At 64.8% G+C, this 14,420-nt stretch carries 15 protein-coding genes; 7 read left to right on the top strand and 8 right to left on the bottom strand.

Annotation, left to right across the window (positions count from 1 at the left end):
• Position 1 precedes the first annotated feature (1 nt).
• On the top strand, positions 2–1,033 hold the full coding sequence (pseG, locus tag D5125_10415; protein QFY89873.1) for a UDP-2,4-diacetamido-2,4,6-trideoxy-beta-L-altropyranose hydrolase: 1,032 nt from the start codon (positions 2–4) through the stop codon (positions 1,031–1,033).
• A gap of 1 nt (position 1,034) precedes the next feature.
• Here the strand turns inward: pseG and D5125_10410 are convergent, their stop codons facing one another.
• The 5 genes from D5125_10410 to D5125_10390 all read right to left on the bottom strand — a co-directional run bounded on the left by D5125_10410 (position 1,035) and on the right by D5125_10390 (position 4,801).
• Entirely contained in the window at positions 1,035–1,223 is a 189-nt protein-coding gene (locus tag D5125_10410; GenBank protein QFY89872.1) for a hypothetical protein, read from the bottom strand.
• Entirely contained in the window at positions 1,216–1,716 is a 501-nt protein-coding gene (locus tag D5125_10405; protein QFY89871.1) for a nucleotidyl transferase AbiEii/AbiGii toxin family protein, read from the bottom strand. Before D5125_10405 ends, D5125_10410 begins: the two co-directional genes overlap by 8 nt.
• A 172-nt stretch (positions 1,717–1,888) precedes the next feature.
• Positions 1,889–3,289 carry an NAD(P)(+) transhydrogenase (Re/Si-specific) subunit beta gene (locus D5125_10400; GenBank protein QFY89870.1) on the bottom strand — a complete coding sequence of 467 codons (1,401 nt, stop codon included), beginning with the start codon at positions 3,287–3,289 and terminating at the stop codon, positions 1,889–1,891.
• A 9-nt stretch (positions 3,290–3,298) separates the two neighbouring features.
• Positions 3,299–3,586 carry an NAD(P) transhydrogenase subunit alpha gene (locus tag D5125_10395; protein QFY89869.1) on the bottom strand — a complete coding sequence of 96 codons (288 nt, stop codon included), beginning with the start codon at positions 3,584–3,586 and terminating at the stop codon, positions 3,299–3,301.
• A 120-nt stretch (positions 3,587–3,706) separates the two neighbouring features.
• Complete coding sequence (locus tag D5125_10390) at positions 3,707–4,801, bottom strand: Re/Si-specific NAD(P)(+) transhydrogenase subunit alpha (protein QFY89868.1); 1,095 nt, start codon at positions 4,799–4,801, stop codon at positions 3,707–3,709.
• 252 nt (positions 4,802–5,053) lie between these two features.
• Between D5125_10390 and D5125_10385 the strand changes: the two genes are divergently transcribed.
• The 5 genes from D5125_10385 to D5125_10365 all read left to right on the top strand — a co-directional run bounded on the left by D5125_10385 (position 5,054) and on the right by D5125_10365 (position 8,593).
• Positions 5,054–5,617, top strand: coding sequence for a hypothetical protein (locus D5125_10385; protein ID QFY89867.1), 564 nt, complete (start codon positions 5,054–5,056; stop codon positions 5,615–5,617).
• An 8-nt stretch (positions 5,618–5,625) separates the two neighbouring features.
• A complete protein-coding gene (psd, locus tag D5125_10380; GenBank protein ID QFY91118.1) occupies positions 5,626–6,480 on the top strand; it encodes a phosphatidylserine decarboxylase in 855 nt (284 codons plus the stop codon).
• Positions 6,481–6,582: 102 nt separating this feature from the next.
• Entirely contained in the window at positions 6,583–7,038 is a 456-nt protein-coding gene (locus D5125_10375; protein QFY89866.1) for a hemerythrin domain-containing protein, read from the top strand.
• Positions 7,022–7,279, top strand: a complete 258-nt coding sequence (locus D5125_10370; protein ID QFY89865.1) for a DUF2249 domain-containing protein — start codon at positions 7,022–7,024, stop codon at positions 7,277–7,279. Before D5125_10375 ends, D5125_10370 begins: the two co-directional genes overlap by 17 nt.
• Positions 7,280–8,593 carry a hypothetical protein gene (locus D5125_10365; protein ID QFY89864.1) on the top strand — a complete coding sequence of 438 codons (1,314 nt, stop codon included), beginning with the start codon at positions 7,280–7,282 and terminating at the stop codon, positions 8,591–8,593.
• Between the two features lie 16 nt (positions 8,594–8,609).
• On the opposite strand, the gene D5125_17055 is transcribed toward D5125_10365, so the two are convergent.
• On the bottom strand, positions 8,610–9,575 hold the full coding sequence (locus D5125_17055; protein QPB72240.1) for a GGDEF domain-containing protein: 966 nt from the start codon (positions 9,573–9,575) through the stop codon (positions 8,610–8,612).
• A 240-nt stretch (positions 9,576–9,815) separates the two neighbouring features.
• Here D5125_17055 and D5125_10355 point away from each other — a divergent pair, with 240 nt between their 5' ends.
• A complete protein-coding gene (locus D5125_10355; protein ID QFY89863.1) occupies positions 9,816–11,915 on the top strand; it encodes a diguanylate cyclase in 2,100 nt (699 codons plus the stop codon).
• 44 nt (positions 11,916–11,959) lie between these two features.
• On the opposite strand, the gene radA is transcribed toward D5125_10355, so the two are convergent.
• Together radA and alr are read right to left on the bottom strand one after the other, a co-directional pair.
• A complete protein-coding gene (gene radA, locus D5125_10350; protein ID QFY89862.1) occupies positions 11,960–13,324 on the bottom strand; it encodes a DNA repair protein RadA in 1,365 nt (454 codons plus the stop codon).
• Positions 13,311–14,396 (bottom strand): alanine racemase, encoded by a 1,086-nt coding sequence (alr, locus tag D5125_10345; protein ID QFY89861.1) that lies wholly within the window; start codon positions 14,394–14,396, stop codon positions 13,311–13,313. Before alr ends, radA begins: the two co-directional genes overlap by 14 nt.
• Between the last annotated feature and the right edge of the window lie 24 nt (positions 14,397–14,420).

Raw genomic sequence — 14,420 nt, 5'->3', positions numbered from 1 at the left:
GTTGTCCAGCCCGGCACAGGTCATATTCCGCGTCGATGCCAGCCCCCGCATAGGCACCGGGCACCTGATGCGCTGCCTGGCCCTGGCGGAGCTGTTTCTGGATCAGGGCCATGACTGCACCCTGGCCTATGCGCAGTGTCCGCCGACCCTGCTGCAACGGGCGCAGCGCACCGGCCTGGGCACCCTGGCCCTATCCGGCACGGACCCGCAATCCCGGCTGCAGGCCCTGCGGGCGCAACTGCTGGTCCTGGACGGCTATCAGTTCACCCCGGCCTACCGCCGCCAACTGGCCCAGCTGGCCGAGGCCACCCTGGCCCTGGACGACGCCCAGGACGACCGCCCCCTGTACGCCAGCCATGTACTCAACAGCAGCCCCCAGGCCAGGCCCGAGGACTACCGCCGACGCGCCCCCCAGGCCCGGCTCCTGCTGGGCATGGAATACGCCCCACTGCGCCAGGAATTCCTGCGCCTGGCACGGCCCGACCCAGTCGCTGCCCCGGACCCCGCAGCGGCACCCGGACGTATCCTGATCAGCCTGGGCGGCAGCGACATACTCAACCTGGGCCCGGCCCTGGCCCGGCTACTGCTGGACAGGCAGCCTGGGCTGCACATCGATCTGGTCATGGGGGCGGCCGCGACAAGCGGCAAGGAACAGGCCCAGAGGCTGGCCAAGGACTATCCGCAGCGGCTGAGTCTGCACCAGGACAGCCAGCAGATGGCCCGGCTGATGCAGCAGGCGGACCTGGCCATCACCGCTGCCGGCTCCACCCTGCTGGAGCTGGCCTACATGGCCCTGCCGGGCCTGGCCTTGGTGGTTGCCGACAACCAGGCCCCGGCCCTGCGACCACCCTACAGCGATTGGTTTCAGGTCCGGGACCTGCGCCAGCGGCCTGACCCGGAGACACTCGGACAATGGGTTCTGGGGCAGCTGAACCCGCCGCAACGACTAGGGCAAAAACGCCAGCTGCTGCGCCAGCTGGCAATCGCCAAGAATACAAGGATGATCCCCGAGCGGGTGCTGACCCAATCCTGATCTACTTAGGGGTTGAGGCGGGCGCTGGTGGCTCCGGCAACGCCTGCATCAACTGCCTGACGCGCTCACCGGCCTGCCGCGCCAGTTGCGGGTTCTCCCGCCAGACCTGGATGCAGAAGGCGCGCATCTGCTCCGATTGCTCGATACGGGCAAGCAGGACCTCTTCGGGGATGGTCTTGGGCTCAGGCATTGGGGTCTTCTCCGCGCAGGATCTTCCTCAGGGCCTCTATATCCAGGTGGTCCTTGGGACGGTTGGCCTTGAGTTTCATGCTGATAAGATCTTCGATAGAGGCAATCCAGACATCCTGCCCAAAGAGTTGTGCCTTTGTGGCATCGGCCAACAGCTTCTCGAATGGCGGCTCAGGCCTGATCATTACATCTACGACCATGCCTGTGGCCGCAGGCTCCCTCAAGGCAAAGGCCAGCATATTCCTGTGCTGGTACCATTCCTCGACCTGGGTCTTATCCTTCAATGCAGCAAGGGGCACAGGGACCACCGGAACCAGGTTGAAGCCCTGGGCCACCTGGATGAATCGTTCCAGATTGGCTTCATTCATGGCCAAAACCAGATCGATATCGATGGTGGCCCGCAAAAATCCGTGCATCTGCACCGCCAGGCCACCCACCAGTACATAATCCACCTGGACGTTGTTCAGTGCCTGAAGCAGATCCCCAATCTTCATGGACGGCCTGCCTGGGATGCCGACACTACGCCCGCGAACAACTTTACAACGCTGCGCCCTAAAATTTTTGATATTTCGTTGTGCATTTCGGTGGCAAGAAAAACCCGGTTGATTTCTCAACAACCGACCAAAGGCCAGATTCCTTCAAGCTTCACCCTTCTAACTTCAAACTTTAATGTCCCGCGCCCTTGAGCGCATTCACCATACCCTCGATGGTGTCCTTGGCATCGCCGAACACCAGGGAGCAGTTATCCTGATAGAACAGCAGGTTATCTACCCCGGAGTAGCCCGGCCGCATGGAGCGCTTGAGGAAGAACACCTGCCGCGCCTTGGCCGCCTCCAGGATCGGCATACCGTAGATGGGGCTTGAGGGGTCGGTCTTGGCTGCCGGGTTGACCACGTCGTTGGCCCCTACCACCAGGGCCACGTCACAGCTGGGGAATTCGGGGTTGATGTCGTCCATCTCCAGCACGTTCTCATAGGGGATGTCGGCCTCGGCCAGGAGTACGTTCATGTGCCCCGGCATACGCCCGGCCACCGGGTGCACGGCGAACTTGACCTCGACGTTGCGCGCCTCCAGCAACTGCATCATCTCCTTCAAGGAGTGCTGGGCCTGAGCCACGGCCATGCCGTAGCCGGGGATGATGATGACCTTGTTGGCATCCTCCATCCAATACACCGCGTCCTCCACCGCCGCCGACTTGACCCCCTTCTGCGCCGCCAGACCGGCACCCGAGTCACCACCGCCATCGCCGGAGCCGAAACCGCCGAACACCACGTTGATGATGCTGCGGTTCATCGCCTTGCACATAATGTAGGAGAGGATGGCACCGGAGAAACCCACCAGGGCACCGACGATGATCAGCAGGTTGTTGTGCAGGGTAAAGCCGGTGGCCGCCGCCGCCCAGCCCGAATAGGAGTTGAGCATGGAGACGATCACCGGCATGTCGGCACCGCCGATGGGGATGATCAGGGTGACGCCGATGACAAAGGCCAGCAGGGTCATCAATACCAGGGAGCTGATGCTGCCGGTCAGGGCAAAATGCACCCCCAGAACGAGGGTAGCCAGGCCCAGCACCGCGTTGAGGGCGTGCTGGCCATTGAACTTGACCGGCGCGCCGCTGAGGATACCCTGCAGCTTGCCGAAGGCGATCACCGAGCCGGTAAAGGTGATGGCACCGATGATGATGCCGGCCGACAGCTCGCCCATCAGCACCCCGTTGAGTTCACCGGCGGCACGCTTGTTGATGAAGGTACCCAGGGCCACCAGCACCGCCGCCATGCCGACAAAGCTATGCAGCGCCGCCACCAGCTGCGGCATAGCGGTCATCTGTACGCGGAAGGCCACCACCGAGCCGATCACCGCGCCCGCCGCCACGCCGGCCACGATAAAGCCGTAGGAGCTGATGTTCGCCCCCATCAGGGTGGCGATGATGGCGATGGCCATGCCGGCCATGCCCAGAAAGTTGCCCCGCCGCGCGGTGCGCGGATGGGTCAGGCCCTTGAGGGCGAAGATAAACAGAACGGCGGAGACCAGATAGGCCAGGGCCTGGGTGTTGGCAGACAGTTCCATGGGAGCCCCTTATTTTGCTTTCTTCTTGAACATGGACAGCATCCGGTTGGTCACCAGAAAACCGCCAAAGACGTTGATCGAGGCCAGCAGCACGGCGAAAAAGCCGATGATCTCGGCCAGGGTGCCCACCTCTTCCAGGCCGGTGACCAGCAGCGCCCCCACCAGCACAATGCCGGAGATGGCATTGGTCAGGGCCACCAGGGGGGTATGCAGCGCCGGGGTCACCCCCCAGACCACGTAGTAGCCAATAAAACAGGCCAGCACGAAGACGTACAGGGCAATCAGTGAATCAGGCATGTCAGTTCCTCAGTTGAAGTAAGGACGCAGAGGGCGCAAAGAAGCGCAGAGATCGCAGAGCCATTCAGTTAATTCTCTGCGTGCTTTGCGCTTCTCTGCGTTCTCTGCGTCCCAAGGGGTTCATTCGGCCCGCAGCTGCGCGGCCTTGGTGATTTCGTCCTGATCCAGGTCCTTGAGCAGCAGTCCGTTTTCGCCCTTTTCCACCATGATCTCCAGCAGGTTCTTGATGTTACCGGCGTAGAAGTTGCTGGCATCGGCCGCCACCATGGCCGGATAATTGGTGTGGCCCACCAGGGTGACGCCGTGCTTGACCACCACCTTGTCCGCCTCGGTCAGCGGGCAGTTGCCGCCGTTGGCGGCGGCCAGATCGATGATGACCGAGCCTGCACGCATGCGCTGCACCACCTCTTCGGTGATCAGGGTCGGTGCCGGGCGGCAGGGAATCAGTGCTGTGGTGATGATGATATGGGCCTTGGCCAGCTCATCGGCCAGCAGTTGCTGCTGCTTGGCCTTGGCCTCGGCGGACAGCTCCTTGGCGTAGCCGCCCTCGCCGGAGCCTGACTCACCCAGGTCCAGGACTATGGCCTTGGCACCCAGGGATTCGATCTGCTCCTGGGTCTCCGGGCGCACGTCGTAGGCATGCACATCGGCACCCAGGCGGCGCGCCGTGGCTATGGCCTGCAGGCCCGCCACCCCAGCGCCCAGCACCACCAGCCGGGCCGGTTTGGCGGAACCGGCGGAGGTCATCATCAGGGGCAGGAAGCGACCGTAGTGGGCCGCCGCCTCGATCACGGCGCGATAGCCGGCGATGTTGCTCTGGGAGCTGAGGCTGTCCATGGACTGGGCGCGGGAGATGCGCGGGATGCGCTCCATGGCGATGGCCTTGATGTTCTTCGCCAGCAGGGCCCGGATCACCTCGTCCTGGGTGCAGGGCTCCAGATGACAGATGAGAACGGCACCCTCCCGCAGCCGACCCGCCTCCTCCAGGCTGGGCTTGCGCAGCTTGATCACCAGCTCGCCGGACCAGGCCTCGTCCGGGCTCAGGATCTGCGCCCCTGCCTCTTGGTAAGCGGCATCATCGAACCCGGCCGCCAGGCCAGCATCCTGCTCCAGACCGATCTCAAAGCCCTTGGCGCGCAGTTTTTTTACCATCTCCGGGGTCAGCGCCACTCGACTCTCGTCTGCCCTGGATTCTTTTGGGACCGCTATCTTCATTGTCTGCCCATGCTTGTTTGAACCTAAATTCGACAATTAAGCCACTAAAGACAGGGAAAGCGCAGTGTATTTTCAGCCAAATGCTGCATTATCAATGGCATTCACCTGGAAGGCATTGAATTTACTCTGCTTACTCCAGAACTCCGTGGCCAAATGCCCTTTTCAGGTTTAAAGTGATCGAACGAATAACCGAACGAACGGGATGATAACCCGTAAAGATGAAGTTTTCATTAGCCTGCGATAATCGCCGTCATGCAAGCCACCAAGCGCCCACGTCCCTCCAAAGGCCCGGCCTTCCGCCTGGCCGCCTTTGCCATCGCGGTGGGGCTCTTTGTCTTCAGCTACTGGCTGGGTAACCGCTACAAGGCCCCGGACCTGCCCCAGCTCCAGGCCCTGCTGCTCAGCCCGGCCCAGCCCCTGCCGCGCTTTGCCCTGCGCCAGGACGGTCAGGCCCTGCCCTTTGCCCAGGCGGTGGACGACTGGCTGCTGCTCTGGGGCGGCCCCCTGGGCGAGGCCGATCTGCAACGCCTGATCAGCGCCCATAACCGCCTGGCCGATGAGGCCAGGCTGCAAGGGCGCTTTCGCGTCTGGCTGCTAGAGCCATGCGAGCTGCCCCTGCCGCCCTTCATCCAGCCCCGGCAGCTGGATGCCGAGCAACGCCAGCGCCTCTACCGCCACTGGCAGCTGGGTCCGGGCCAGAACCTGCTGTTTCTGGTCAACCCCCAGGCCAGGCTGCAGGCCGTCTTTACCGGCATCGGTTCAGGGGCTACCATGGCCCGCGACTTCCGATCCATCCTTGAGCATTTCGAGCCATGAACCACCCCCTGGTTGACCGCCTGTTTGTCCTGCTGCTGCAACTGCTGCCCCATCACCTGCTATCGCGCCTGGCATGGATGCTGTGCCGCTGGCGCTGGGCACCCTTCAAGGACTGGGCGATCCGCCGCTTTATCCCCCTGTTCCAGGTGGACATGGGCCAGGCGCAATCGCCCTACCCGGTGGACTATGTCGATTTCAACGCCTTTTTCACCCGCGCCCTGCGCCCGGATGCCCGGCCCATCTGCGCCGAGGGCCAGCTGGCCTGCCCCGCCGATGGCCAGCTCAGCGCCTTTGGCGCGATTCAGGGCGACAGCCTGTTCCAGGCCAAGGGCATGGACTACTCCCTGGCCGAACTGCTCGGCGGCGACGCGGACCTGGCCGAGCGCTTTCGGGGCGGCCAGTTCGCCACCATCTACCTCTCGCCAGGGGACTACCATCGCGTACACATGCCCCTGAGCGGCCAGTTGCAGGAGATGATCCACATCCCCGGTCGGCTGTTCAGCGTCAGCCCCCGCACCGCCCGCACCCTGCCCCGGCTGTTCAGCCGCAACGAGCGCCTGGTCTGCCTGTTCAACACCGAGGTCGGCCCCATGGCGCTGATCCTGGTCGGCGCCATCTTTGTCGGCTGCATGGATACGGTCTGGGCCGGCACCGTCGCCCCGGCCGATCTGCGCATCAGCCGCTGGCCCTATGCAACGCCTGCGACCCAGATCCAACTCCAGCGCGGTGCCGAGATGGGCCGCTTCAACCTGGGCTCGACGGTGATCCTGCTCATGCCCGAGGACGCCCTAAGCTGGCGCGATGACCTGAACCAAGGCCAGGCCCTGCGCATGGGCGAGGGCCTGGGGAGCTGTCGGATCTAGGATACCCCTGTTCTTCTGACTTAGATCAAGGTCAGCACCATCGGGGGACGCATAATAGTGCATCGCACCACTTCCTAACCATTTGATAACCAAGGCCCCTCCATGCTCATTTCCGATTTTCTCAAAGACCAGCACGGTCATTGCGACCGCCTGTTTGCCGCCGCTGAGCAGGCGGTTGAACGGGGTGACTGGACCCAGGCAAGGCAGTCCAGCGATGCCTTCATCCGCGACACCCTGCACCACTTCCAGATAGAGGAAGAGGCCCTGTTCCCGGCCCTGGAGCAGGCCATGGGCCACAGCCAGGGGCCGACCCAGGTGATGCGTATGGAGCACAGCGACATGCGCCAGCTGATCGAAGACCTGCAGCAGGCCATACAACAGCAGGACCGCAACGCCTTTGCCGGCCACTGCGACACCCTGATGATCATGCTGCAACAGCACAACGCCAAGGAAGAGCAGATCCTCTACCTGATGGCCGATCGCATGCTTGACGACCAGGCCGAGCAGCTTATTCAGCAATTCAGCCAACAGCCCAGCCAGGATGGAACAGCGGCTTGATGTCAGCGCCCTGCAACCGCCCGAGCCGATGGAACAGATCCTAGATCGGCTGGCGGACCTGCCCCAGGGCGACTGGCTCAGGGTGCGCCACCGGCGCGAACCCCTGCCCCTCTACCCCATGCTGCATGACCTGGACTACAGCTGGCGCACCCGGCAGCTGGGGCCGGAGCAATACGACATTCTCATCTGGCCCCAGGCCATGGGCCCAGCCCCGGCCGACGCGGCCGGGACGGATAGCTAAATGCTCAACACCTCCGGCCTGGACCTGGCCAAATCCCCGCCCCTGGCGGTACCCCTGAGCTTCTTCCTCACCGCCCCGGCACTGGCCGGGCTGGCCGGGCTGCTGCTGATGCTGGAGGCCGATACCGCCCTGACCTCGCGCTGGACCCCCGCCGCCCTGGCCCTGGCCCACCTGCTGCTGCTCGGCTTTCTCACCCCCATCATGTGCGGTGCCCTGCTACAACTGCTGGCGGTACTGGTCGGGGCACCGGCCCGCATCTCCCCCCGCCTGGCCCTGCCGATGGCCCTGGGCCTGGGCCTGGGCGCGCTGCTGCTGGCCTATGGCCTGTATCGCCTGGACCAGGCTGCCCTGCTCAGCGGTGCCCTGCTCGCCGCTGGCGTGCTGTTGCTGTTTATCCTGCGGGTATTGCAGGCCCTGCTCCGGTCCGGGCTGGCCTCGCCCCTGCGCCTGCCGCTGGTGCTGGCGGTGCTGTGCCTGGGCGTCACCCTGCTGCTGGGCCTGGGCCTGGTGGCCGAGCGCCAGGGCTGGCTGGGGGCGGACCTGGGGCTGGGGCTGGATCTGGGCAAGGCCTGGACCGACCTGCACCTGAGCTGGGGCCTGGTCGGCTGGATGGGGCTATTGTTACTGGCTATCGGCGGCGAGCTGATCCCCATGTTCTACCTGGCCCCGAGCCGCCGGCGCTGGCAGAAGATGCTGCTGGCCGGTCTGGTCGCCGCCCTGCTGGTCCTGTTCAGCCTGGCCCTGCTGCACGACCCGACCGGTCCCTTGGGCCGCCTGCTGGCCCTGGGGCTGGGCCTGCTGTTTGCCTTCTCCATGATCGATGGCTTTATCGCCCTGCTGCGCCGCCAGCGGGCGCGCAAAGACCCCAGTCTGGGCTTCTGGTGGCTGGGTCAGGCCAGCCTGTTGCTGGCGGTGATGGGCTGGATCACGCAAGGCCCTGCGCCGCTGCTGGGCGTGCTGCTGATCGTTGGTGCCGGGCTCTCCTTCACCACCGGCACCCTATTCAAGATCCTGCCCTTTCTCAGCTGGTACCACCTGCAGACCCTCAAGGTGAGACTCAGGCGCAAGGACGTGCGCCTGCCCAGCATGCACGGCTTTATCGGTGGCCGCCTGCCCGGCCTGCACCTGCTGCTGCACGGTCTGGCCCTGTCGCTGTTAGTGGCCGCCGCGCTCTGGTCAAGCCCAATCACAACCCGGCTTGGCGGCCTGCTGCTGGCGGCCTCCGCCCTGCTGCTCTGGTATCAACTGGCCCAGGCCGCCTGGCGCTACCGCGCCATCAAACGGCAATTGCATCAGCCCACCCCGGCCCAGTAACACAGGCTGCCCGGCTTCAGAACAACTCCACCTCTTGCCGGGCGGCGCTGGCCCTTTTGATCTCTAACTGCGCGGCGTTGATCACCTGGTTGCGGCCCTTGTCCTTGGCGTGATAGAGGGCCTGGTCGGCCCGTTCGATGAGCAATGTCGGTGGTGCTATGGGGTCGATCATGCAATAGCCAATGCTCACCGTGATGCGCACCGAGGGGAATTCATAGGCCTCCACCTGCTGGCGAAAGCGCTCCAGGATGGCGCTGACCTGGGCCTCGTCGCAGTTGTTGACTATCACCACGAACTCCTCGCCGCCGAAGCGGAACAGAAAATCCGTGTGGCGGAAGCTGTGCTCCATCAGGCCGGCAAAGTGCAGCAGCACCTCATCGCCATACAGATGGCCGTATTCGTCATTCACCCGTTTGAAGAAGTCGATATCCAACAGCGCCAGCCAGGAGTAGCGCCTGTCCTTGCGGGACTCCTTGTTGCGATAGAAGACGATAATGTCGTTGATGGTGGTCTCCATGCTCTGGCGATTGGCCAGGCCGGTGAGGGCATCGCGCTCCTTGGAGTCGAGCAGGGCCACCTGGCTGGCATAGATGGCGTAGATCCCCTCCACGATGGATCTGTTCTCTTCCGACAGACTTCCCCTGAGCAGAATCATGCGGCGCGGCTTGACTTCCTTGATCACATCCAGGCAGACCCAGCCCTCCGTCACGTTGGCACTGACCCCGCCATTGCTCTGGGCCAGAATACGCTGCAACAGCTCGGTATTGCGGTCCTGAAAGTCTTCATCCAGGGTGAGGGGAAAGCGGCGGATGGCGCTGCCGTTACGGCCCACGCCATTGAACACCTCATAAGCGGCCACGTCCTCAACCCCTTCAAACTCCTCCAGGAACTGAATCATGGCATGGGTCAGGGACTGATAAGACCTGTGGGCCATGAATACAGCGGCGACCTCGAAGGCTCGCTTGACGCTGTCGATGATCATTATTCTTTCCCCCGAACAGAAGACGGAAATCGGCGTCCATGGTGGCGCGGTTTTTGAAGTCAAGATCATACCCCAATGGCCCGGAAAAATCGGCAGAATCCGGCAACAGGGCCTGATCTGGACTAGACTTTCCTTGGAGGAGGCCGATAACCGACGGACTGAAGCAGGGCAAAGACCCAGGCTCAGGCCCAGGCACGGATCAGGCGACCCTGACCCTGCCGGACAGACCAAGGCCTTTTTATGCAGTCGCACGACATCGAACCTGCCAAAGCCCCCCAGACCTGGGCCCGCCTGGGCCTGTTGGCCGGTATTGGCCTGGCCATGCTCAGCGTCATCCTGCTGTCCATCCTGCTGCTGCCGCCCGCCAGCGAGGGCGAGACCGGGCTGATCGGGGATAGCTGGCAGCACAAGGCCTACCTGATTGCCGGTCTGGACCTGACCTTCATCCTCGCCTGCCTGACCCTTGGTCGCTCCATCGATCGCGCCTGGCGGCGGCGTGAGCAGGACATGACGCAGCTGAACCTCAGCCATGCCGCCCTGACCGAGGCCGAGCGGATCGCCCACCTGGGCCATTACCGGCTGGACCTGGCCAGCGGCCGCTGGGGCAGTAGTGAGAACATGGACCGCATCTTCGGCATTGGCCCGGACTACCCGCGTGATGTGGACGGCTGGCTGAGCCTGATTGACGAAGAACAGCGGCCACGGATGCAGGCCTATCTGCAGCAGGTACTCAACGAGGGCATAGGCTTTGACCGCCAATACCTGATCCGCCGCCAGGCCGATGGCGCGCCCTGCTGGGTGCATGGCCGTGGCCAGTTGCAGCGGGATGCCCAGGGCCACATCAGCGGCATGTTCGGCACCATCCAGGACATCAGTCAGGAGCGCCGGTCGCAACAGCGCAAGACCAGCCGCAGCCAGATCCTGGAGCTGATCATCAAGGGCACCCCGCTGGCGCAGATCCTGCGTGCCATGGTGCTGGCGGTTGAACAGCTCAATCCGGACATGAAATGCAGCATCCTGCTAGTGGACGAGGCGGGCGAACGCCTGCTGGATGCCGCCTCACCCAGCCTGCCCGAGTTCTACCGGCAGGCGGTCTCGGGCTCGCCCATAGGCCCAGGGGTGGGCTCCTGCGGCACCGCCGCCTACCGCAAGAAGCGTGTGATTGTGGAGGACATAGAGCGCCACCCCTATTGGAGCGCATTCCGCCACCTGACCCGCCAGGCGGGCCTTGCCGCCTGCTGGTCCCAACCCATCCTCGGCGCGGGGGAGCGGCTGCTGGGCACCTTCGCCATCTACCACGCCACGCCGCAGAGCCCCAGCCCCGAGGATATACAGCTGATCGAGCAGAACGCGGCCCTGGCCAGCATCGCCATCGAAAAACACCGCTCCGAGCGCGCCCTGCGCATCAGCGAGCAACGCCTGCGCTTCGCCTTGGAGGGGGCTGGCGATGGCATCTGGGAATATGACCTGGAGACCGGCATCAACCGGGTCTCGCCGGGGAGCTTTCGCATCCTGTGCATGAACTCCGATGCCGCCAGTCGTGACCAAACGAACGGCCCGAACCCCGAGCACTGGCCCCGGCTGGGGCTGGATGTTGTGCTGCACCCGGAATCCCTGCACCGCAGCCTGGAGGCCCTGCAGCGGATTCGGGACGGCCTCAGCGAATACTATGAGGTAGAGCAGCAGGTTCGCTGCGCCGATGGCCAGTACAAATGGCTACTGAGCCGGGGCAAGGTGGTGGATTGGGACGAGCAGGGCCGCCCCCTGCGCCTGATCGGCACCTCGGTGGACATAGATGAGCGCAAGCAGCGGGAAGAGGAACTGGCCGACCAGGCCCGTCAGGACGATCTCACCGGCCTGCTCAACCGGCACCATTTCATGCAGCTGGCGCGGCGGGAGATCAGCCGCAGCAAGCGCCACCCCCGTGAGCTGTCCCTGCTGATGATGGATCTGGACCTGTTCAAGCAGGTGAACGACACCTATGGCCATGCGGTGGGCGATGCCGTGCTCAAGCACCTGGCCGAGCTCTGTCACGCCGTGCTGCGCGAGGAAGACCTGATCGCCCGCCTCGGTGGCGAGGAGTTCGCCGTGTTGCTGCCGGACACCCCGCCAGCCAAGGCGCAAGAGGTGGCCGAACGGCTGCGCCAGCGGGTGCAGCACTCGCCCCTGGTCCTGGACGACGGGGTGAGCATCCCCTTCACCCTGTCCATCGGCCTGGCCTCCGTGGATGAGGAACAGATCAGCGAGCTTGAGCCCCTGCTGGAGGCCGCCGATCAGGCCCTCTACGCCGCCAAGCGGGCCGGCCGCAACCGGGTGCAGGCCTATGCGGACCTGGCCTAAGGGCCGACCTACCCATTCATCCTTTGAACTTCACCCTTCAAACTTCAAAAAGCCGCCTCCACCGCCGCCTCCAGGCGCTCCACGGCGATCAACTCCATGCCCTCGGCAGCCTCGCGGGAGAGATTCTGCTTGGGCGCGATGGCGCGCTTGAAGCCGTGCTTGGCCGCCTCGCGCAGGCGGTCCGGGCCGTTGGGCACCGGGCGGATCTCGCCGGCCAGCCCCACCTCGCCGAACAGCACCGTGCCCTCGGGCAAGGCGCGGTTGCGCAGGCTGGAGAGCACCGCCAGCAGCACCGGCAGGTCGGCGGCGGTCTCGTTGATGCGCACCCCGCCGACGACGTTGACGAACACATCCTGATCGTACATGGCGATGCCGGCATGGCGGTGCATCACCGCCAGCAGCATGGACAGGCGATTCTGCTCCAGGCCGACGCAGACCCGGCGCGGGTTGGCCAGGCGGCTTTCGTCCACCAGGGCCTGCACCTCCACCAGCAGCGGCCGACTGCCCTCGCGGGTGACCATGACGGTGCTGCCGGGCACCTCCTCGGCATGGCCGGAGAGGAAGATGGCGGAGGGGTTGCCGACCTCGCGCAGGCCCTTGTCGGTCATGGCGAACACGCCCAGCTCGTTGACCGCGCCGTAGCGGTTCTTGATGGTGCGGATCAGGCGAAAACGGCTGCCCTGCTCGCCCTCGAAATAGAGCACCGTATCCACCATGTGCTCCAGCACCCGCGGCCCGGCCAGGGCACCTTCCTTGGTGACATGCCCCACCAGCAGCACCGTGGTGCCCGATGCCTTGGCGAAGCGCACCAGCTGGGCGGCGCTCTCGCGCACCTGGGCCACCGAGCCGGGTGCCGATTGCAGCAGCTCGGTGTAGATGGTCTGGATGGAGTCGATCACCATGACATCGGGTGCCTCGCGCCCAGCGATGGCCAGCATACGCTCGACGTTGGTCTCCGGCAGCAGGCGCAGGTTGTTGGCGCTCAGGCCCAGGCGCTGTACGCGCAGGCCGATCTGACGCGGTGATTCCTCGCCACTGACATAGAGACTGCTCATGCCCTGGCTGAGCTGGGCCAGGGTCTGGGTCAGCAGGGTGGATTTGCCGATGCCGGGGTCGCCGCCGATGAGCACCACCGAACCGGGTACCAGGCCACCGCCGAGCACCCGATCCAGCTCGCCGATGCCGGTGCCCTGCTTGACCTCGGGCTCGGCCTGAAGGCCTGCCAGTTCGATCACCTCCTGACCCACGGCGGTTCCGGCATAACCGGCAAAACGCGGATTGGCCGGGCTGGCCTCGACGACCGTCTCTACCAGGGTATTCCAGGCCTTGCACTCCAGGCACTGGCCGCCCCACTTGGGGCTCTTGGCACCGCATTCGCTGCACTGATACTGGGTCTTAGCCTTGGCCATGGATCTCCACGCGCACCCGAGAGGTGAGGTTGCAAAACAGCTGATAGGCGATGGTGCCAGCGACCTGGGCAATGCGGTCCGCCGCCAGGCCCCGGCCCCAGAGGGTGGCCCAGTCGCCTACCCTGGCCTGGGGCTGGCGGCGCAGATCGACCGTGATCATGTCCATGGAAACCCGACCCACCAGGGATACCTCTGCCCCGTTGAGCAATACCGGGGTGCCCGTTGGGGCGTGGCGCGGATAGCCGTCGCCATAACCGATGCCGACCACCCCCACCGGCATGTCCTCGGGCAGGGTCCAGGTCGCGCCGTAGCCCAGGGTCTCGCCCTTTTTCAGGTACTTGACCGCCAACAAGGGTGCCTGCAGGGTCATCACCGGGCGCAGGCCGACCTCGGGGCCGCTGCGCTGGATGAAGGGCGAGGCACCGTAGAGCATGATGCCGGGGCGCACCCAGTTGCCCTGCATCTCGGGCCGACTCAGGATCAGGGCCGAATTGGCGGCGCTGAGCTGGGCATCGTAGCGCTGCAGCAGGGGCTGTATTTGCCGCCATTGGCGGTCGGTCATAGCGCTGGTGGGGTCATCGGCGCAGGCCATGTGGGTCATCAGCAGGGGCTGCTCGCCCAGGCAGTTAAGCGCCTTGAGGCGGGCCATGGCCGCCTCCGTCTGCTCCGGCAGCAGGCCAAGGCGGTGCATGCCGCTGTCGATCTTCGGCACGCAACGCGGCAGGGCCTTTTTCGGCAGGGATTCCAGCAGATCGATCTGGCCGGGGTGATGCACCGCTAAAATCAGGCCCTGCTCGGCGGCGGCGCTGATCATCTCGATGTTGTAGGCCCCGCCCATGACCAGGATCGGCTTGCGCGCCCCCAGGGCGCGCAGGCGCAGGGCCTCGTCACAGCGGGCCACGGCAAGGCCCTGGGCCTGTTCCAGGGCCGGCAGTACCCGTTCCACGCCATGGCCGTAGGCATTGGCCTTGATCACCGCCATCACCTGGGCTTGCGGGGCCTGCCGCTGGGCCAGCGCCAGGTTGTGGCGCAGGGCGGCCAGATCGATGATCGCCTTGGGGGTGAAGTCCATCAGGGCTGGGTTCTACTGGGTTAA

It is taken from the genome of gamma proteobacterium SS-5, from assembly GCA_009497875.2.
Lineage (GTDB): Bacteria > Pseudomonadota > Gammaproteobacteria > Chromatiales > Chromatiaceae > Magnetovirga > Magnetovirga frankeli.
The sequence above is the reverse complement of the archived record's forward strand: the minus strand, read 5'-3'. Positions and strand labels throughout refer to the sequence as shown.

Bases quoted from the DNA above. Each gene is read 5' to 3' on its own strand.
- D5125_10410 (QFY89872.1), bottom strand. From the start codon at position 1,223: ATGCCTGAGCCCAAGACCATCCCCGAAGAGGTCCTGCTTGCCCGTATC.
- D5125_10405 (QFY89871.1), bottom strand. From the start codon at position 1,716: ATGAAGATTGGGGATCTGCTTCAGGCACTGAACAACGTCCAGGTGGAT.
- D5125_10400 (QFY89870.1), bottom strand. From the start codon at position 3,289: ATGGAACTGTCTGCCAACACCCAGGCCCTGGCCTATCTGGTCTCCGCC.
- D5125_10395 (QFY89869.1), bottom strand. From the start codon at position 3,586: ATGCCTGATTCACTGATTGCCCTGTACGTCTTCGTGCTGGCCTGTTTT.
- D5125_10390 (QFY89868.1), bottom strand. From the start codon at position 4,801: ATGAAGATAGCGGTCCCAAAAGAATCCAGGGCAGACGAGAGTCGAGTG.
- D5125_10385 (QFY89867.1), top strand. From the start codon at position 5,054: ATGCAAGCCACCAAGCGCCCACGTCCCTCCAAAGGCCCGGCCTTCCGC.
- D5125_10375 (QFY89866.1), top strand. From the start codon at position 6,583: ATGCTCATTTCCGATTTTCTCAAAGACCAGCACGGTCATTGCGACCGC.
- D5125_10370 (QFY89865.1), top strand. From the start codon at position 7,022: ATGGAACAGCGGCTTGATGTCAGCGCCCTGCAACCGCCCGAGCCGATG.
- D5125_10365 (QFY89864.1), top strand. From the start codon at position 7,280: ATGCTCAACACCTCCGGCCTGGACCTGGCCAAATCCCCGCCCCTGGCG.
- D5125_17055 (QPB72240.1), bottom strand. From the start codon at position 9,575: ATGATCATCGACAGCGTCAAGCGAGCCTTCGAGGTCGCCGCTGTATTC.
- D5125_10355 (QFY89863.1), top strand. From the start codon at position 9,816: ATGCAGTCGCACGACATCGAACCTGCCAAAGCCCCCCAGACCTGGGCC.
- radA (QFY89862.1), bottom strand. From the start codon at position 13,324: ATGGCCAAGGCTAAGACCCAGTATCAGTGCAGCGAATGCGGTGCCAAG.
- alr (QFY89861.1), bottom strand. From the start codon at position 14,396: ATGGACTTCACCCCCAAGGCGATCATCGATCTGGCCGCCCTGCGCCAC.